16 protein-coding genes are annotated in these 18,570 nt (G+C 68.9%); 10 read left to right on the top strand and 6 right to left on the bottom strand.

Annotation, left to right across the window (positions count from 1 at the left end; translation table 11 throughout):
* Positions 1–234: 234 nt before the first annotated feature.
* Entirely contained in the window at positions 235–2,622 is a 2,388-nt protein-coding gene (locus ACLJQ7_RS18230) for a chitinase C-terminal domain-containing protein (RefSeq protein WP_410649392.1), read from the bottom strand.
* 178 nt (positions 2,623–2,800) lie between these two features.
* Positions 2,801–3,493: a VOC family protein gene (locus ACLJQ7_RS18235; protein WP_410649393.1), complete on the bottom strand. Its 693-nt coding sequence runs from the start codon at positions 3,491–3,493 to the stop codon at positions 2,801–2,803.
* 153 nt (positions 3,494–3,646) lie between these two features.
* Here ACLJQ7_RS18235 and ACLJQ7_RS18240 point away from each other — a divergent pair, with 153 nt between their 5' ends.
* Positions 3,647–4,240, top strand: coding sequence for a hypothetical protein (locus ACLJQ7_RS18240; RefSeq protein WP_410649394.1), 594 nt, complete (start codon positions 3,647–3,649; stop codon positions 4,238–4,240).
* Between the two features lie 65 nt (positions 4,241–4,305).
* Here the strand turns inward: ACLJQ7_RS18240 and ACLJQ7_RS18245 are convergent, their stop codons facing one another.
* A complete protein-coding gene (locus tag ACLJQ7_RS18245) occupies positions 4,306–6,384 on the bottom strand; it encodes a phosphocholine-specific phospholipase C (RefSeq protein WP_410649395.1) in 2,079 nt (692 codons plus the stop codon).
* Between the two features lie 105 nt (positions 6,385–6,489).
* Between ACLJQ7_RS18245 and ACLJQ7_RS18250 the strand changes: the two genes are divergently transcribed.
* The 8 genes from ACLJQ7_RS18250 to ACLJQ7_RS18285 all read left to right on the top strand — a co-directional run bounded on the left by ACLJQ7_RS18250 (position 6,490) and on the right by ACLJQ7_RS18285 (position 15,360).
* Complete coding sequence (locus ACLJQ7_RS18250) at positions 6,490–7,035, top strand: hypothetical protein (RefSeq protein ID WP_410649396.1); 546 nt, start codon at positions 6,490–6,492, stop codon at positions 7,033–7,035.
* A gap of 131 nt (positions 7,036–7,166) precedes the next feature.
* Complete coding sequence (locus ACLJQ7_RS18255) at positions 7,167–7,565, top strand: DUF948 domain-containing protein (protein ID WP_410649397.1); 399 nt, start codon at positions 7,167–7,169, stop codon at positions 7,563–7,565.
* Positions 7,562–7,873 (top strand): hypothetical protein, encoded by a 312-nt coding sequence (locus ACLJQ7_RS18260; protein ID WP_410649398.1) that lies wholly within the window; start codon positions 7,562–7,564, stop codon positions 7,871–7,873. Before ACLJQ7_RS18255 ends, ACLJQ7_RS18260 begins: the two co-directional genes overlap by 4 nt.
* Before the next feature lie 100 nt (positions 7,874–7,973).
* Positions 7,974–10,637 (top strand): alanine--tRNA ligase, encoded by a 2,664-nt coding sequence (alaS, locus tag ACLJQ7_RS18265; RefSeq protein WP_410649399.1) that lies wholly within the window; start codon positions 7,974–7,976, stop codon positions 10,635–10,637.
* Positions 10,630–11,133 carry a Holliday junction resolvase RuvX gene (gene ruvX, locus ACLJQ7_RS18270; RefSeq protein WP_034318271.1) on the top strand — a complete coding sequence of 168 codons (504 nt, stop codon included), beginning with the start codon at positions 10,630–10,632 and terminating at the stop codon, positions 11,131–11,133. Before alaS ends, ruvX begins: the two co-directional genes overlap by 8 nt.
* A 350-nt stretch (positions 11,134–11,483) precedes the next feature.
* A complete protein-coding gene (gene mltG, locus ACLJQ7_RS18275; RefSeq protein ID WP_410649400.1) occupies positions 11,484–12,923 on the top strand; it encodes an endolytic transglycosylase MltG in 1,440 nt (479 codons plus the stop codon).
* Positions 12,895–13,776: a shikimate dehydrogenase gene (locus ACLJQ7_RS18280; protein WP_410649401.1), complete on the top strand. Its 882-nt coding sequence runs from the start codon at positions 12,895–12,897 to the stop codon at positions 13,774–13,776. The genes mltG and ACLJQ7_RS18280 overlap by 29 nt, the downstream gene beginning before the upstream one ends.
* Positions 13,777–14,106: 330 nt before the next feature.
* Entirely contained in the window at positions 14,107–15,360 is a 1,254-nt protein-coding gene (locus ACLJQ7_RS18285) for a GrpB family protein (protein ID WP_410649402.1), read from the top strand.
* 105 nt (positions 15,361–15,465) lie between these two features.
* On the opposite strand, the gene ACLJQ7_RS18290 is transcribed toward ACLJQ7_RS18285, so the two are convergent.
* Both ACLJQ7_RS18290 and ACLJQ7_RS18295 read right to left on the bottom strand, forming a co-directional pair.
* On the bottom strand, positions 15,466–16,134 hold the full coding sequence (locus ACLJQ7_RS18290; protein WP_410649403.1) for a TetR family transcriptional regulator: 669 nt from the start codon (positions 16,132–16,134) through the stop codon (positions 15,466–15,468).
* 17 nt (positions 16,135–16,151) lie between these two features.
* Complete coding sequence (locus tag ACLJQ7_RS18295) at positions 16,152–16,574, bottom strand: hypothetical protein (protein ID WP_410649404.1); 423 nt, start codon at positions 16,572–16,574, stop codon at positions 16,152–16,154.
* A 151-nt stretch (positions 16,575–16,725) separates the two neighbouring features.
* Between ACLJQ7_RS18295 and ACLJQ7_RS18300 the strand changes: the two genes are divergently transcribed.
* Positions 16,726–17,925, top strand: coding sequence for an endonuclease/exonuclease/phosphatase family protein (locus ACLJQ7_RS18300; protein WP_410649405.1), 1,200 nt, complete (start codon positions 16,726–16,728; stop codon positions 17,923–17,925).
* 3 nt (positions 17,926–17,928) lie between these two features.
* On the opposite strand, the gene ACLJQ7_RS18305 is transcribed toward ACLJQ7_RS18300, so the two are convergent.
* Positions 17,929–18,558, bottom strand: coding sequence for a maleylpyruvate isomerase family mycothiol-dependent enzyme (locus ACLJQ7_RS18305; protein ID WP_410649406.1), 630 nt, complete (start codon positions 18,556–18,558; stop codon positions 17,929–17,931).
* Between the last annotated feature and the right edge of the window lie 12 nt (positions 18,559–18,570).

Below are 18,570 nucleotides of genomic sequence, written 5' to 3' on the forward strand. Positions count from 1 at the left end.
TCCCGCCTGTGTCGCCGCTCCCACGCGGGACGGCGGAGGCCACGTTGCGAAAGCCACTTTCGCAACCTTCAACGTTGCGAAAGTGGCTTTCGCAACGTGGCCCTGAGGGCAGCCCGGCCACTCACGTCCGATTCGCGTCGGCCTTCGCGAGCCGTCCCGCCAACGCTATGAAAGGTCCTTTCCTTGCAAATTTTGCAAGGAAAGGACCTTTCATAGCGCGCTGCCGGGGCTCTGTCAGGCGGGGGTCCAGAGGGCAGGCACGTTCGGCGGTTCCCAGCCGGGAAGGGACCGGTGGCCCTGCCGGCACACGTAGGCCGCGCCGTTGTGGGTCACGCGAGCACCGGTGGCGTAGTCGACACCTGGCTTCCAAGCGTCGGACGGCACCGAAGTGGTCGTCGTCGGGGTGGTGGTGGTCGTCCGCGTCGTCGTCGGGCTGGTCGGGCTGGTCGTGGGGGTCGTCGTACCGGTGGTCGGGCTGGTCGTGGTGGTCGTCGGCGGGGTGCCGCCGCCACGCGGGTGATCCGACGCGATCGCGTACGTGGTCCCGCCGAAGGTGAACGTGAAGTTCGACGGCGACGCGATCGGCATGTAGTAGTTCAGCCGGATCTCGACGGTGGCGCCCGGGGCGATGTTCTGCCAGGTCGGCACGGTCACCGCGACATGCTGGAAGTCTCCCTTCATTCCGCCGACGTTGGGCCCGCTGTGGCCCTTGCTCGTGACCGTCAGGCCGAAGCCGGATTGGTCGGACATGCTGCCGGGCGCGCTCGTGCCGTAGTCGAACTCGATCTTCGTCCCGCCGGGGATGGTGGTGGTCGAATTGTTGGTGATGCGCATCCGCGGGGTGATCGGATAGTTCGCGTCGCCCAGCGCGAATCCGGTCAGGTTCACGTTCGCGTTCAGCACCGAGGACGGCGCGGGACGCGGCGACTTGGCGTTGCCGTACGGGGCGGCGCCGCGCAGGCCGTCGTTGATCTTCGTGATCAGCGTGTCGCCCATGAAGTACTGGCCCTTGGCTTCGTCGAAGGCGTAGTCGCCCGCCAGTTCCCAGATCATGATGCCGCCGATGCCCTTGTCGGCCACGTACTTGGCCTTCGTGGCGAGCGAGGCTTCGTCCTCAGTGGACAGGAACACCTTCTTGTCGTTGTTCCACAGCCACGGCGTCACCATCGTGTTGTCGTAGTGCCTGTTGTAGGCGCCGGAGATCCGGTCCGTCGGGTCGGTCTTCGGCGTCAGCCCGTACGCCTCCAGGTAGTCCGGGGTGATCTCGTTTTCGAGGTTCTTCGCGTGCCACATCGGGTTCGCGCCCGCGGGGACCTCGCCGCCCGCCAGGCCGAGGTCGTGCCAGAGGTTGTCGATGCCGATCGCGCCGTTGCCGCACGGCACCGTCGAGCCGACGTGTGACCCGGTGCCCGGTGGACACTGTTTCTGGTCCGGTAGTGGCGCCTTGCCCCACAAGCCGTTCGTCCCGCCGGACACGCCTTGCCAGCCGCGGGTGTAGAACCCGACGCCGATGTTGATCCGGCCTGCCTGCATGGCGCCGCGGAAGTAGTGATAGGCCCAGTCGGTATTGAGATAGCCCTGACCGTCGTACTGCGGTGTCGTGTACACCTGCCAGTGCGCGAGTTCCGCGTCGTTGCCGGAGTCGTAGAGCGCGGCGTTCGGCCCGACGAACTGGTTCCACGCGCCGTGCAGGTCGTAGCTCATCATGTTGGCGTAGTCGAGATACCGCGTGACGCCGTAGACCTCCTGGCCGCGCAGCAGCCAGCCGGACGCGGGCACGGCGGCCGTCAGCAGGTAGTGCTTGCCGTCGGCGGAACCCGCCCGGTCGAGTTTCTCGCGCAGCGTGCGCATCAGGTTCTCGTAGCCGGCCCAGAGGGTGCCGCGGTTGGCCTGCGCGATCCAGTAGTCATCCGGATTGCCGGCGTAGTTCGCCGACGTCGCGTACTCGTAGTCGATGTCCGCGCCGTTGAAACCGTAGGTGCGCAGGAATTCCACGACGGAATCCGCGAAGACGTCGATACCGGCCTGGCTCTGCGTCATCTTGTAGAACCCGCCGGAGGCGTTGCGGGTGCCGTCGGGGTTCAGGAAGCCGCCGGTTTCGGCCCAGCCGCCGATCGAGATCAGCGACTTCACGTTCGGGTGCTGCTTCTTGTACTTGTTCAGCAGGTTGAAATGTCCCTTGTAGGGCAACGACGGATCCATTTCGGCGCCGGGTACGCCGGGCCATTCCATGCCGATGGACTCGTTGGTCGCGCTGGGGGCGCCGACCGAGACCTTGTTCTGCGCGTCCACATGCGCGAACGCGTAGTTGAGGTGGGTGACCTTCGACCACGGGATGTTGTTGACCAGATAGGCCGGTGCGCCGTTCTTCCCGGTGCGCCAGCTGGTGAAGTAGCCGATCACGCGGCGAGAATGCCCTTCTCCCAGGGATTCGCGGCCGGCGGTGTCGTAGACGGTGCAGTAGGGGGTGTCGACGCCGGGTGTCCGGTACAGCCCGTCGGGACGGCAGTCCTCATGGCCTGCCGCGCTCGACGGGGACGGGGTGATGACGACGATCATGAGTCCGGCCAGCGTGATGAGCGACGCCAGCAGGGGGAGTAGTTTCCTGGTTCTCCTTGGCACGCCGAACCTCCGACAGTGGAAGATGGCCCTCGGTCCCAGCAGCTTGAGCCGCTGACCTGCCGCGCGTCAATAGGTGTAGACCAATTTCCATCCGGTGCCGTACGGCGGACCGTACCTGTGGTTCGTCAGGTCCGGCTAGCTCGACGGTGGTCATGCTCCCGGCCCCATCTCGTGCGTGTTATGCCGCCGTTTCCCGCACCACGAAGGAAAACTCGTTCCCGTCGGGATCCGCCATCTCCACCCGTCCGTTCCCCGCACCGAGCCGGGTCGCGCCGAGCGTGACGAGCCGCTCGACTTCCGGCAGGGAGCCGGTCAGGACGAAACGCAGCCGGTTCGGCCCGGTTTTCGGGGTGAACGGCGGACCGCCCCAGGTGATCTTCGGGCCGCCGTGCGGCGACCGGATCGCCGTCTCCTGGTCCTGGTCCCACACCAGCGGCCAGCCGAGCGCCTCGCTCCAGAAGTAGCCGACCTCCTGCGAACCGTCGCTCGCGATCGCGCCGACGAAACCGCATTCGGCGAGGAAGTCGTTGCCCGGCTCGATGACGCAGAATTCGTTGCCCTCTGGGTCGGCGAGCACCACGTGCTTCTCCTCGGGGCGCTGGCCGATGTCGATGTGGCCACCGCCGAGCCCGAGTGCCCTCGCGACCGTCCGGCGCTGGTCCTCGACGGACTCGCTCGTCAGGTCGAAATGCATCTGGTTCTGGCGGGTCTTCGGTTCGTCCGCCGGTACGAAACCGAGCCGGAAACCGGTGTCGTCGTTCGGGATCAGCGTGTCGCCGTCGGCTTCCCAGCCGAGGAGGCCCGCCCAGAAGCGCGCCAGACGTCGCGGGTCGTGTGCGGCGATACCGAGCGCGTGCAGGGTGACGGTCATAAGCGACGCTAGAAACGCGGGCGACCCGCACGCAACCGAATTAGGCGCGTTCCCCCATGGAGTGGACCCGCTTCCCTCCGGCGGGGGACGCAGCGGATCAGGGCGGCTGTGATCGTTGAAACCGATCATGAGAGCGGAACTCGAGGAGCCCGAATGACCGTCCACCAAGCCACCGCGACCGGGCGGCTACGCGCCGCGTGGACCAGAGCGCACGCCCCGGTGCCCGGGGTCCCCCGGTGGGCCAAGGTCGCGGCCTACGCCATCCCCTTCACCGTGCTTCCCTCCGGCGTGTGGCGGATCATGACCGTCGTCTTCGACATCGGCGGCGACGGCCCGCACGGTTCGGGTCAGCTCCCGTCGTGGTTGCCGGGGCCGGTGTACGTCGTCGCGTTGTCCGTCGTCTCCGAGTTGATCGCCTTCACCGCCATCGGGCTGATCGCCGGGTGGGGAGAGGTCCTCCCGCGCTGGATTCCACTGCTGGGCGGCCGCAAGGTACCGCCCCTCGCCGCTGTGGTCCCCGCCGCTCTCGGTGCCACGATCCTGACCGTTCTGTGGACCGCCGCCGTCGCCACCTCACTGGCCGGGCGCACCCTCCAAGGCGATCTACTCCCGAGCGACCACCCCATGGAGGCGATGCACGGCTGGGAACGCGCCTTCTTCGATCTCACCTACGCCCCGCTCCTGCTCTGGGGACCGCTGCTGGCGGCAGTCTGCTTCGCGTACTGGCGGAGGCGCCGGCCGCAATAGCGCACAAGTCCGTGAAGGCCTCCTTCCCTACTCTCAGGGTAGGGAAGGAGACCTTCACGGAACGATCAGCAGGAGACGCCGGTCCGCCCGTTCTCCACCCGCGCGGTCAGCGTCCGCAGGAACGACGGATCCCCGTCCGCGGTGACCTTCACGTCGTACCAGCCGCCCGAAACCGGCCAGTCGACCGTGACCGAACGCCCAGCCCCGACCCGCACGACGCGCGTGAACCGCGAAGACGACAGCCGCAGCGTCAGCGCCGAAGTGCCCGAGTTGGACAGCTTGAACTCGACACCCGAGCGCCACGTCAGGAACCGCGTCCGGACGTCGACACCCGCGGCGGCTCCGCGACGGTTTCCGCGAAGCTCCCACCACGACCGGTTCGGCCCCTGGACGACGACGCGGTACTCGTCACCGGCCGGCCGGACGAGTTCGGGTGCCTCACCGCGGACGTCGCGGTGCGCGGGCTCGGCGAATTCACCCTTGTACGGGTACAGCGCGAAATGCGCGGACGACGAGCCGCTGTTGGCCAGCGAAAGCGCCAGGTTCCCCGACTTGTCCACCGCGCCGGACACCGACACCTGATACGGCAGCGGACGGGACGGCCGGTTGCCCGGCTCGGCCACGGGCAGGCTCTGCTCCGCCGGCGCGGACGGCCGCCAGCGGCTGATCGGCGCGGGCACCGGGCCGGGCCGGTGCACCCGCGGCTGACGTCCGGCGCGCGAGAAGTCGAAGGCGCCGGTGAGATCGCCCGCGACGGTCCGCCGCCACTTGCTGATGTTGGGCTCGGCGATCCCGGTCCAGCGTTCGAGGAACCGCAGGACCGAGGTGTGGTCGTACACGGTGGAGTCGACGTTGCCGCCGATCGACCACGGCGAGACGATCGTCATCGGCACGCGCGGGCCGAAACCGAGCGGCTGGCCGTTGAAGTGGTCCGCGTCGTTGGCCTCATTCCCGGGCGGCATCGGCGGCGGGACGTGGTCGAAGTAGCCGTCGTTCTCGTCGAAATTGATCAGCAGCACCGTTTTCGACCACGTTTCGCGGTCGGACGCCAGCGCGTCGAGCACGCGGTAGATCAGGTTCGCGCTGCCGACCGGGGTGGACGCGCCGGGATGCTCGGAGTCCTTCGCGGACGGCACCAGCCAGCTGACCGCGGGCAGGCGCCGCGCCTGGATGTCCGCCTTCAGCCGGGTCACCAGTGTCTCCGGCTCGCTGCGATACATGGCCTTCTGGAACAGGTTCCGCTCGGCGGGCGTCAGTTTCGCGACCCCGGCGTCGAACTGCGCCAGCAGCTTGGTGCGCTCTTCGGGGGTTTTCTTGAGCAGGGTGTCGTAGAACTCTTCGGTGGTGCGGTACTTCCCCTCGACCGAAGCGAGGATCTTCGTGCCGACCTTCTTGAACGGCACGAAGTACTCGACCGCGTTGTCGGTGAAGTTGTCCCACTCCTGGTAGATCTGCCACGGCACCCCGGCGGATTCGAGGCGTTCCGGGTACGTCGTCCAGTCGTAGCCCTTGTGGTCGTAGGAGTACGCCGCGTTCGTGACCGCGCGGTTCGTCGTGCTGCCCGGTTCGAACCCGGTGGTCCCGGTCCACAGGAAGTTCCGGTTCGGGTTGGTGGAACCGAAGATCGAGCAGTGGTAGGCGTCGCAGATGGTGAAGGTGTCCGCGAGTTCGTACTGGAGCGCGATGTCGCGGCGCTCGTAGTAGGTCATGGTGGCCGGCGTCTTCGCCGCGATCCAGCCGTTGTTCCAGCCGCGCGCCCACGCCTTGCCGCTGCCGTTCCAGCTGTGGTCGAGGTCGCCGAGGTACTGGATGTCGTCCGGTTTCCGCCCGGCCAGTTCGGCCGCCTTGCGCACCGAGAACGGCAATACCGTGCCGCCCGCCGGGTTCGGCTGCTCGAACACCGACGTCCCCGACGGCAGTTCCAGCGGATGCGCGTCGGAGAAGCCCCGGACCCCGCGCAGGCTGCCGTAGTAGTGATCGAACGACCGGTTCTCCTGCATCAGCACGATCACGTGCTCGATGGCGTCGAGACCGCCCCGTCGCATGGGTTCGGCCATGGCGGCGTGCACGGACGGCGGGAGAAGGGTGGTGGCGGCCGCGGCGCCGGTGGCGCCCAGCAACGTACGGCGTGACAGTTCAGGCATGCCGGAACCTTGTCCCAGGAAAATGAACGTCACAAGAACCGAACAGGTCGACTCGGAGTCGGTGGTGACACGGCGTCCGGGGTGGTCCGCCCGTACGATTCCCGGATGGCCGTGATTCCTGAGCATCACGACGAAACCGACGACGGTGGGGGAGATCTCCCGGAGCCGGTGTCCGCCGGACCCGATGGCCGTCGCCGTGTCGTCCGCCGGATCGCGATCAGTGCCGGCGCCGCCGCCGGTTACGGAGCACTTCTCCTCGTCGCGTTCTCCGGTGTGCCGGAGCTGCCCACCGCGCTGGGCCCCAGACCGGTACCCGCGCCACAGCTGACGTCCCGGCCGCCCACGACGACACAGTCCACGACAACGCCGCCCTCGACAACGCCGCCCGCCGCGACGACGGGTGAGCCCCGACCGGTTTCGCCGCCGGCATCGCGGGGAACGCCCGAGCCGGTTCACGAAACCCCGTATACGAGCGCCACGTCTGTTCCGGTCCGGGCCACGGCTGTGCCCGCCCCGCCCGCCCCGCCCGACCCGCCGGACACACGGGCAGCCACCGCCTCGCCGCCGCCGAGCAGTGACCGCCGCAACGGCCGCGGGCACGGCGACCCGCCCGGCAAGGCGAAGACCACGCCGCCCAAGAGCGGGCGCTGACGTCCGGTTCGTCGTGAGGTCGGTCGTGAAGTCACTGCGCTGAGTGATCGTCGGGCGGGGCGACACCGCCGAACGGGCAGCGGGGCGGTAACCTCACGGGCACCAAGACCGCAGACCCTTGAGGAGGGCCCGTGTCGGCAGGGCAGATCGCCGCGCTGATCGCCGCAGGAGCATTCGTCGTACTCGTCGTGCTGCTGGCGATCGTGCTGTTCAAGCTCGGCCGGACCCTGGACGAGGCCACGATCGCCATCCGCAAGGCGCACGAGAACACCGACCCGTTGCTGATCGGCGCGAACGAGACGATCACGCACGTCAACGCGCAGCTGGAGCGGGTCGACGGCATCACCGCCAACGCGCAGGCCGTGTCCGGCAACGTGTCCGCGCTGTCCTCGGTGTTCACCGCGACGCTCGGCGGGCCGCTGGTGAAGACGGCCGCGCTGTCCTACGGCCTCAGCAAGGCCCTCAAGGCCCGCCGGAAGAAGGCGGAAGCGAAAGCCGCCCGCCCGGCGAAGAGGCGGGGTCGCAAATGAAGCGCCTGTTCTGGCTCGGCGTCGGCGTGGTCGCCGGCGTCGCCTTGTCACGCAAAGCGACGGAAACCGCTCGCCAGGCCACGCCCGCGGGGTTAGCCTCGAACCTGGGCGACGCCGTGCGGGAACTCGCGGGTGCCGTCGGTTCGTTCGGTGCGGAGGTCCGCGCCGGGATGAGCGAACGGGAACAGGAGCTGCACGACATGGTGTCCGAACGGACCGGTTTGAGCTCGGCCGCCGAAGGCCCTGCGGGCAGGCACGCGGCGTCGCCGCGGCGCCCGGCCCGGCGAGCTCGCCGGGCGGAGGGCTGATCGGGTCGCCTCCGCGACCGGAAGAGTCCCGGCCCTCCGCCGTTCCGGCCTGTCCGCATTCCCAGCGCGTTCGCGCGAGCCCGTATACAAGGACGATCCCGTGGAAACACACGAAATCACCCAGCGCTTTCTGAGCCATTTCGAGAACAGGGGACATACGCGCGTCCCCAGCGCGCCGCTGATCCTCGACGACCCGAACCTGCTGTTCGTCAACGCCGGCATGGTCCAGTTCAAGCCGTACTTCCTCGGCGAGGCCCCGCCGCCGTACCCGCGCGCGACCAGCGTCCAGAAATGCGTCCGCACGCCGGACATCGACGAGGTCGGCAAGACCACGCGGCACAACACGTTCTTCCAGATGGCCGGGAACTTCTCCTTCGGCGACTACTTCAAGGAAGGCGCCATCGAGGCGGCCTGGGAGCTGATCACCAAGCCCCAGAGCGAAGGCGGCTACGGCCTCGACCCGGCCCGCATCTGGGCGACGGTCTACGAGGACGACTCCGAGGCGGCGGGCCTGTGGAAGAAGCTCACCGGCCTGCCCGGCGAGCGCATCCAGTCCCGTGACGGCAAGGACAACTACTGGGACATGGGCGTGCCCGGTCCCGGCGGCCCGTGCTCGGAGATCTACTACGACCGCGGCCCGGACTACGGCCGCGAGGGCGGCCCGGTCGCCGACGAGGATCGCTACATCGAGATCTGGAACCTCGTCTTCATGCAGGACGTGCGCGGCGACAAGAGCCCGAAGCACGGCCACAAGCCGATCGGTGAGCTGCCGAAGAAGAACATCGACACCGGCATGGGCGTCGAGCGGGTCGCGACGATCCTGCAGGGCGTCGAGAACGTCTACGAGACCGACCTCGTCCGCCCGGTGATCGGCCGCGCCGAGGAGTTCTCCGGACGGCGCTACGGATCCGACCACACCGACGACGTCCGGTTCCGCGTCATCGCCGACCACGCCCGCACCGGCGTCCTGCTCATCGGCGACGGCGTCACCCCGGGCAACGACGGCCGCGGTTACGTGCTGCGCCGCCTGCTGCGCCGCATCATCCGCTCCGCGCGCCTGCTCGGCGTGCACGAGCCGGTGCTGCCCGCCTTCGCCGCGGTCGTCCGCGACACCATGGGCCCGACCTACCCCGAGCTGGTCTCCGGTTTCGACCGCATCGAGGACGTCGTGCGCGTCGAGGAGGAGGCCTTCCTCTCCACGCTCACCAGCGGTTCGCGCATCTTCGACCTCGCGGCCGAGGAGACCAAGCGCTCCGGCGGTTCGCTGCTGGCCGGGGACAAGGCGTTCCAGCTGCACGACACCTACGGCTTCCCGATCGACCTGACGCTCGAGATGGCGTCCGAGCAGGGCCTGACGGTCGACGAAGAGGGCTTCCGCACGCTCATGAACGAGCAGCGGCAGCGCGCGAAGGCCGACGCGGCGTCGCGCAAGACCGGCCACGGCGACCTGTCCGAGTACCGCAAGGTGCTGGAGCGCACCGGTGAGACCGAGTTCCTCGGCTACACCGACCTGCAGGCCGAGGCGAAGGTCGTCGCGCTGCTCGAAGACGGCGTGCCGGTCTCCAGCGTCGGCGCGGGCAAGAAGGCGGAGCTGGTCCTGGACCGCACGCCGTTCTACGCGGAGAGCGGTGGCCAGGTCGCCGACACCGGAGTGCTGCTCGGCGACGGCGTCGAACTCAAGGTTCACGACGTGCAGAAGATCGTGCCGGGCCTGTTCGTGCACCGCGTCGAGGTGACCGAGGGCGAGGTCGGCATCGGCAGCACGCTGACCGGTTCGGTCGACCAGCACCGCCGCCTGTCGATCGAGCGGTCGCACTCCGCGACGCACCTGGTGCACGCCGCCGTGCGCGGCGCGTACGGCAAGCGCGCGGCGCAGGCCGGTTCGCTGAACTCGCCGGGCCGCATGCGTTTCGACTTCACCACCTCCGGCGGCGTGTCGGCCGACGTGCTGACCGAGGTCGAGGAGGAGGTCAACGACTACCTCCAGACCAACGTCGAGGTGAACACCTTCGTCACCACCAAGGACAAGGCCCTCGAACTGGGCGCGGTCGCGCTGTTCGGCGAGAAGTACGGCAACGACGTCCGCGTCGTCGACATGGGCGAGTACTCCCGCGAACTCTGCGGTGGCACCCACGTCGACCGCATCGGCCAGCTCGGCCTGGTGAAGCTGGTGGGCGACTCGTCCATCGGTTCCGGCGTGCACCGCGTCGAGGCGCTGGTCGGCACGGACGCGCTCAAGTACGTCCGCAAGGAGCAACTGCTCGTCTCGCAGCTCGCGAACACCTTCAAGGTGCCGTCGGAGCAGCTGCCGTCGCGGATCGACGACGTGCTCACCCGGCTCAAGAATGCCGAGAAGGAGATCGAGCAGCTGCGCACCCAGCAGGTGCTCGGTTCGGCGGGCTCGCTCGCGGACAAGGCCGAGGACATCGGCGGCGTCGCGGTCGTGGCGGAGAAGCTCGGCGAGGGCGTCGATTCGAACGGCCTGCGCGCGCTGGCTTCGGACATCCGAGGCAGGCTCGGCAACCGGCCCGGCATCGTCGCGCTGTTCGCCCCGCAAGGCGAGAAGGTCGCCTTCGTCGTCGCCACCACGAAGGCGGCGCAGGAGAAGGGCATCGCGGCGGGCAAGCTCGTCCCGTCGTTCGCCGAGGCGATCGGCGGCCGTGGCGGCGGCAAGCCGGACATGGCACAGGGCGGGGGCACCAACCCCGCCGGGGCCGAGCAGGCCATCGCCTCCCTGCGCGCGGCGGTCGCCCAAGTTGGCTGACGACGCCCCCCAGCGGCGCCCGGATCGGCCAGGAGAGTCCGATCCAGGGCGTGGCAGGCGGCTTGGCGTGGATGTCGGATCCGTCCGGGTCGGGGTCGCGTTGAGCGATCCCGACCCCATCCTCGCCAGCCCTCTCGTTACCCTCACTCGCGACGCGGCGGGCGACAAGGACGTCGACCTGCTCGTCGGACTCGTCACGGAACACGACGTGGTCGAGGTCGTCGTCGGCTTGCCGAGGACGCTCAAGGACCGTCATGGCCCGGCGGCCGAAGCGGCGCTGGACTATGCCGAAAAGGTCGCCGCCAGGATCGCGCCGGTGCCGGTGCGACTGGCCGACGAGCGGTTGACCACGGTGACGGCATCCAGGATGCTGTCGCAGCGTGGGGTGAAGGGACGTAAGCAACGTGCCGTCGTCGATCAGGCGGCCGCGGTCGAGATCCTGCAGGCGTGGATCGACGCGGTAGCGGCACATCGCGCACGGAAGGGCGATACATGACCGAGCCCCACGGCCGGCCCGAGCGCCGTCAGGGCGGTAGACGACGGTTGCGGGAGCCTGAGGAGGCCAGCCCGCCACCGGCACCGCCGCGTCGACGGCCCGAACCCCAGCCGACGGGACGACGGCACGTCCGGCAGGATCCGCCAGAGCCGCCGCCCGTCCGGCGTCCGGCGGAAGACCCACCGCCGCGTGCCCGCCGGTCGCCGGAAGAGCCGCCGCCGCGTGCCCGGCGCGCCGCCGAAGAGCCGCAGCGTCCGGTCCCGCCGAGGCGGGCCCCGGAACCCGCGGTCCCGCCACCGCCCCCCGCGCCGCAGCGGCGGTCCCCCCAGCCGGGTGACCGGAGTGTTGGTGTGCCCGCCTACGCCCAGGACGAGGCGCCCCGCCCCGGCCGCCGCAGGCGCCGCGAGGACGACGGCCCGCTCCCGGACGAGCGGCCGACCGACATCCTCCCCGCGATCCAGGAAGCGCCGATCGCCCGGCGTCCCGGCGCGAACCCCGCTTCGCCGCCCGAGGGCAGCGAAGCGGAATACAACGAGATCTTCGGCGACGACGACCCGTACGACGACTATGACGAGTACGACGACTACGAAGATTACGAAGACGAAGACCGGGCCGAGCCCGAACGCATCGAGGACGAGCGTCCCGAACGGCAGGGACCGCCGCCCAAGAAGCCCAAGAAGAAGCGCGCGCTGGGCTGGGTCGCCGCGCTGACCGTGCTCGTCCTGCTCGCCGGTGGCGCCTACTACGGCTTCACCGAGATCTTCGGGTACGACGACTACCAAGGTGCCGGCGAGAGCGACGTCCTCGTCCAGGTGGAGAAGGGCGATTCGACGTCGGCGATCGGTAACCGGCTGCAGGCGGCCGGCGTGGTCGCCAGCGGCAAGGCGTTCGTGAAGGCGGGCGAGGACAACACCGCCGTCTCGCGGCTCCAGCAGGGCTACTACGTCATGAAGACGAAGATGTCCGGTGCCAGCGCGGTCGAGAAGATGATCGCGCCCGCGTCGAAGGTCGGTCAGGTCGAGATCCGGCCGTACACCCAGTTCCACGACATCACCCAGCCGGGCGGCAAGGTGACCCCGGGTGTGTATTCCTTGCTGTCCAAGGCTTCCTGCGCCGATATCAACGGAACGAGCACCTGCGTCCCGGTCGAGGAACTGCGCAAGACGATCGAGACCGCGGATCTGGCGAAGCTGGGCGTCCCGTCGTGGGCCGTCGAGGCCGCCACGAACGCCGAGCACAAGGACCGGCGGCTCGAAGGACTGATCGCCCCGGGCATCTACAACATCAAGCCCGGCTGGACGGCCGAAGAACTGCTCACCTTCGTCGTCAAGACCTCGGCGGAGCGCATCTTGAACGCCGGGCTGAGCGATCAGTCGAAGGGGGAGGGCAAGTCGCCCTACGAGACGCTCGTCATCGCGTCGATCATCGAACGCGAGGCGGTGAAGGCCGACTTCGGGAAGATCTCGCAAGTCATCTACAACCGGCTCGACAAGAAGATGCGGCTCGAGATGGACTCGACGGTCAACTACGTCCTCGACCGGCCGACCCTGCTCACCAAACCCGAAGAACGGGAAAAAGCGGGCGCCTACAACACCTACAAGATGGTCGGCCTGACTCCGACACCGATCGCGGTCGTGAGCGCGGAGGCGATCCAGGCCGCGCTGAAGCCGACGGCCGGAGACTGGCTGTTCTTCGTCAAATGCGAGAAGAACGGGCTCTCCTGCTTCGCGGTGACGTTCGACGACCACAGGAAGAACCGAGATGAGGCGGAGAGGCGAGGTGTCATCTGACCGCAAGGCCGCGGTACTCGGGAAACCGGTCGAACACTCGCTCTCGCCCGTGCTGCACGGCGCCGCCTTCCGCGCGCTGGGGCTGGACGGCTGGACCTACGAGCGGGTCGAGATGGACGGTCCCGGGTTGCCTGCGTTCGTCGACGGCCTCGGCCCGGAGTGGGCCGGCCTTTCGGTGACCATGCCCGGGAAGCGGGCCGCGCTGGAGCACGCCGACGAGGTCACGCCGCGCGCGGCGGCCGTCGGCGCGGCGAACACGCTGGTGCGCCGGGAAACCGGTTGGCTGGCCGACTGCACCGACGTCGACGGGGTCACCGAGGCGCTGCGGATCGCGGGGGAGTACACCCCTGGCGAGAACGACACCGACGATGCCGCCGTCGTTCTCGGCGCGGGCGGGACCGCGGCCGCGGCCGTCGTCGGGCTGGCGTCGCTCGGCGTGCGGACGGTGCGGCTCGTCGTGCGCGATCCCGCGCGGGCGACGGAAACGGTCGAGGTGGCTCAGCGGGCCGGGCTCGACGCCGAGGTCGTCCGCTGGGCGGACGCCGACTTCGGGAAACTCGCGGCCGAGTCGGCGGTGCTGGTGAACACCGTGCCCCCGGACGCCGTCCGGCCGCATCTGGCGGAGCTGGCCCGGATCGCCTGCGTCCTCGACGTCATCTATCACCCTTGGCCGACCGCGCTCGCCGAAGCCGTCGCCGAGCGGGGCGGGCGGCTCGCGACCGGACTGGACATGTTGCTGCATCAGGCTTTCGGGCAGTCCGAGTACTTCACCGGGCAGCCGGCGCCGCGGGCCGAGATGCGGGACGCGCTGCGCGAAGCGACCGGCGGGATCCTTTCTCTGCCGATCGGCTGACCGGACCAAAGGGGCCAGGTCGCACGGCTGGGCGGGTAGTGAAGGAGTCCTTCACGGACCGGTGCCTTCCCTCACGGCTGTGTCCGGAGAGCTCCTTCAGCGGAAAACGCCTGACAAGATCGCTCGGGTTCGATAATCTGGCCGACTGCCTCGAGAGGGGCGTCGCGGCAACCAGGTGACCACCGCGCGCCCCTGGCCGGACGGCCCGCGATCTCGGCGGCAGGGCGCTCTTGACGGGGGACGGGACGTCTTGTTCCTCCTTGCGCCCTGGCGACGTGATCGCGTCGCGCGCAGACTCGCGAGGAGTGCTGAGGAAGGAACAAGGGGTCGATGCCTAAACCCGACCGGGACAACTACACCGAAGAAGACATCAGCAGCGCGTGGGTCGACCAGGCGCCCGTCCTGAATTCCACCGTCACGCTGGCCGAATACGACCCGGAGTGGCCCGAGCTGTTCGACCGGGAAGCGAAGCGCATCAGGGGGATCCTGGGGGAGCGCGCGTTGGTCCTGGAACACGTCGGCTCCACGTCGGTGCCGGGTCTCTGCGCGAAACCGATCATCGACCTCATGCTGATCGTCGCCGATTCGGACGACGAAGACGCCTACGTGCCGCACCTGGAGGCCGAGGGCTACAAGCTCGTCATCCGCGAGCCGGAGTGGGAGAAGCACCGCTGCTTCAAAGGCCCGGACACCAACATCAACCTGCACGTCTACTCACCGGACAACGGCCAGACCGAGCGCTACCGGCTCTTCCGCGAGCGCCTGATCGCACACGAGGACGAACTGAGGCTCTACGAGGCCAAGAAACGTGAACTGGCGTCGCGCACCTGGAAGTACATCCAGCACTACGCCGACGCCAAGACCGAGGTGATCGACGAGATCATCGAACGGGCGCGCGCCGCCCAGTACGACGGTTTCGCCCGGCTCTACGCCGCGCACGCCGAAACCAGCAGCACCAACGCCCACTACGACCGTCCCGCCATCGTGGAGCTGGCCGGGGACGTGGCGGGCAAACGGGTGCTGGACGTCGGCAGCGCGGCGGGTCACCTCAGCGCCCTGCTCGCCGCCAAGGGCGCGGACGTCCTCGGCGTCGACGCCAGCGCAGGCATGGTCGCCGTCGCCAGGGAGAAGTTCGGGGAGGTCGCTCGCTTCGAGGCGGCGGACGTCTCGCGGCCGATGCCGTTCCTCGAGGACGGCTCGATCGACGTCGTCACGGCGTCGCTGGTGCTGCATTACCTGAAGGACTGGGCGCCGGCGCTGGCGGAGTTCCGGCGGGTGCTCAAACCGGGCGGGCTCCTGGTGTTCTCGGTGCACCATCCCGGTGAGGACTGGCGCTGGTTCGACAAGCGGAACTACTTCCAGCTCGAACTGCTGGAGGACGAATTCCCGGCGGGCCAGAAGGTCCGGTTCTACCGGCGGCCGCTGAGCTGGACGTTCGGCGCGGTGCGGGACGCCGGGTTCGCCGTCGACAGGCTGGTCGAGCCGATGCCGCAGGAGACCGCCGCCGAAGCGGACCCGCGGTGGTACGCGAAACTGCGGACCGAGCCGCGGTTCCTGTACTTCCGGACCGTCCGGGAGTCCTGACCGCCCCGCATTCAGTCCTCTGAATGCGGTCGCTTCGTGGGTGTGCGCTCACCCCCACGACCGCCTTGGCGCGGCCCGCACCGCATTCAGAGGACTAAACGCGCGTCAAGCGACGTCGTCCCGCTTCGAGAGATCCCGGATCAGCGAAACGATCTCCCGGCTCACCGGCCGCAGCACCCGCAGCCGCGAGAGCCCCACCAGCCGCGCGATCAGCGGGACCGTCCGTTCCACCAGGATCCGGCTGCGCTTCTGCCCGGAAGACCGGTCGTGAACCCAGAACAGCACGACCCCCATCTGGTACAGCCACAGCAGATCGGGCAGGTCGTCGCGCAGGTCCGGGTCGAGTTTGACGTCGGAGTCGGCGATGACGTCGCGCATCAGGCCGACGGAGGCGTCCCGCGCGGGCGAGGACTCCTCGCTGAACGGGCTCAGCGGTGAGTCCGGGTCGGCGGCGTTGACGAAGAGCTGTTTGCCGAAGCGGTGGTACGGCTCGGCGACGTCGAGCCAGGTGAGCAGGACGGTCTTGAGCCGCGCGCTGAAGTCCCGCTCACCCGCGATCGTCTCGCGCGCCTTCGTCAGGTGCGCGTTGGCGATCTCGTCGTAGAAACCCTGGATCAGCTGATCCTTCGAGGCGAAGTAGTAGTAGGCGTTTCCGACCGACACACCCGCTTCGGCGGCGATGGCCCGCATGGTCGTGCGGTCGTAGCCGTTCTCGGCGAACAACCGCAACGCCGTCGCCACGATCAGTGACTTGGTTTCCTCACTCTTCGCCACCACTGCACGGTATCCGGTCAGGGCGCGGGGTGTGGAGCGGGCGCCGGGTAGCCGGGGTACGGCGGCGGCACCGGCACGGCCCGCTCGGCCGCGTGGTTGAGGTGTTTGCGCCGGATCCCGTTGAACACCAGCACGTTCCCGATGTGCATCACGCCGAGCACGAGCGCCACGGTGCCGACCTTGACCGACAGCATCTCGAAGACGTCGCGCGCGTCGAGGACGGTGGCGTCGCTGGTCAGGAACAGGGTCACGAAACCCAGGCTGACCAGGTAGAACCCGACGACGAGCAGTTGGTTGACCGAATGCGCCAAGGCTTGTTCGTCCTGGAAGACGTCTTCCAGGAACGTCTTGCCGTGTCTGCTCAGCGTGCGGGCGACCAGCACGGTCAGGGGGACGGTGATGGCCAGGTAGAGCGCGTAGGCCACGACTACGGGTTGCATGGGGACCTCCTTTTGAACGTGTTCAAGAAGCACCGTAGCCCAGATTTTGAACGCGTTCAAGAGGTGCTGTTCACCTGAACCTCACCCCAGCGGCCACGACGGGTGCGTAAGGTCGCCTCGACTGTCGCCCTCGAAATGGGAGTTCAAGACCGTGAAACGCATCGCCGCCGTGCTCACATCGGGCGCCTTGCTGGCCGGGACGCTGCTGGCCGCCACACCGGCGGAAGCCACCGTCGGGCAGAACATCCGCTTCGCGACGTACAACGCTTCGCTCAACCGCGGAGCCGCCGGTCAGCTGGTGACCGATCTGTCGCAGCCGGGCAACGCGCAGGCGAACGAGGTCGCCGAGGTGATCCAGCGCAACCGGCCGGACGTGCTGCTGATCAACGAGTTCGACTACGTGCCCGGCAACCGCGCCGCGGACCTGTTCCGCGAGAACTACCTCGCCCGCGGCCAGAACGGCGCGGCGCCGATCGACTACCCGTACGCCTTCACCGCGCCGTCGAACACCGGTGTCGCGACCGGGTTCGACCTCGACCGCAACGGCCAGGTCGGCGGCGGCAACGACGCGCACGGCTTCGGCCTCTTCGAGGGCCAGTACGGCATGCTCGTGCTTTCGAAGTACCCGATCGACACCCAGAACGCGCGGACGTTCCAGAAGTTCCTCTGGAAGGACATGCCGGGCGCGCTGCTCCCGGACGACCCGGCCACCGTGGCGCCGGACGACTGGTACTCGCGGCAGGCGCTCGACGTGCTGCGCCTGTCGTCGAAGTCCCATTGGGACGTTCCGATCCGGGTCGGCCGCTCGACCGTGCACTTCCTGGCCTCGCACCCGACGCCGCCCACCTTCGACGGCCCCGAAGACCGCAACGGCACCCGCAACCACGACGAGATCCGCTTCTGGGCGGACTACGTGACCCCGGGCAAGGGCCGCTACATCCACGACGACAACGGCCGCCGCGCCGGGCTGGGCGCGCGCGAGAAGTTCGTCATCGCCGGCGACCAGAATTCCGACCCGCTCGACGGCGACAGCGTCCCCGGCGCCATCTCGCGACTGCTGAACGCCCCGCGCGTCATCGAAACCCGGCCGGGCAGCGAAGGCGGTGTACGGGCCGCGCAGGACCAGGCCGGCGCCAACATCGGCCAGAAGGGCGACCCGTACTTCGACACCGGTGACTTCAACGACAACGCGCCGGGGAACCTGCGGATCGACTACGTCCTGCCGTCGAAGGGCCTGTTCCCCTGGCGCGCCGAGGTCTTCTGGCCGCTGCCCGAGTCACCGCTGGCCCGGCTCAACGACGCTTCGGACCACCATCTGGTGCGCGTGGACGTGTTCGTCCCGCGCTGGTGACGGTCAGCCGGCGCCGAGCCGGGCGGTGCCCGGGCCGGTGAGCGTGGCGAGGCCGATGCTTCGCCCGCTCACCGACAGGAGCAGGTCGACGAGCGGGCCCCGGACCTCTTCGGTGCCCGCTCCGCCGGACCAATCGGCGTCGGTGGCGACCAGCTTGAGGTCCTTGCAGCGTTTCTTGGCGCCCCAGAACGGGCTGACGAGAAGATGCTCCAGTGCCGCGATCGCCGGCTTCTCCGGCATGGGCCGGTCGATGCCGAGCGGCCGGGCGACGTCCTGGCCGTGGATGAGGACATCGGCGAGCTCGTCGACCGGTTTGGCGCCGAGCGGGCGGCGCGCCGAGCCGGCGTCCTCGCGGATCTGGGCGACGAGTTCGGCCGGGGTGAACCGCGCGGCGTAGGCGACGGCCTGGTCGACGTTCATCCGGTCCCAGTTCCCCTTGGCCTTCACGATGCCGACGAGGGTGTCCTTGAGCCGGTTCCTGGTGGTCTGCGCGAGATGGCCCGCCATCGCGTGGACCGTCCACTCCGTACACAGGGTCTTCACCGGCCAGTCCTGCTCGGCGAGGCTCTCCAGCAGATCCGCGAAGCTCAGCCGTTCGGTCTCGGTCCAGGCCAGGATTTCGCCCTCGTGCATCCCCACTCCTCG

The organism is Amycolatopsis sp. cmx-4-54 (genome assembly GCF_046548895.1).
GTDB lineage: Bacteria > Actinomycetota > Actinomycetes > Mycobacteriales > Pseudonocardiaceae > Amycolatopsis.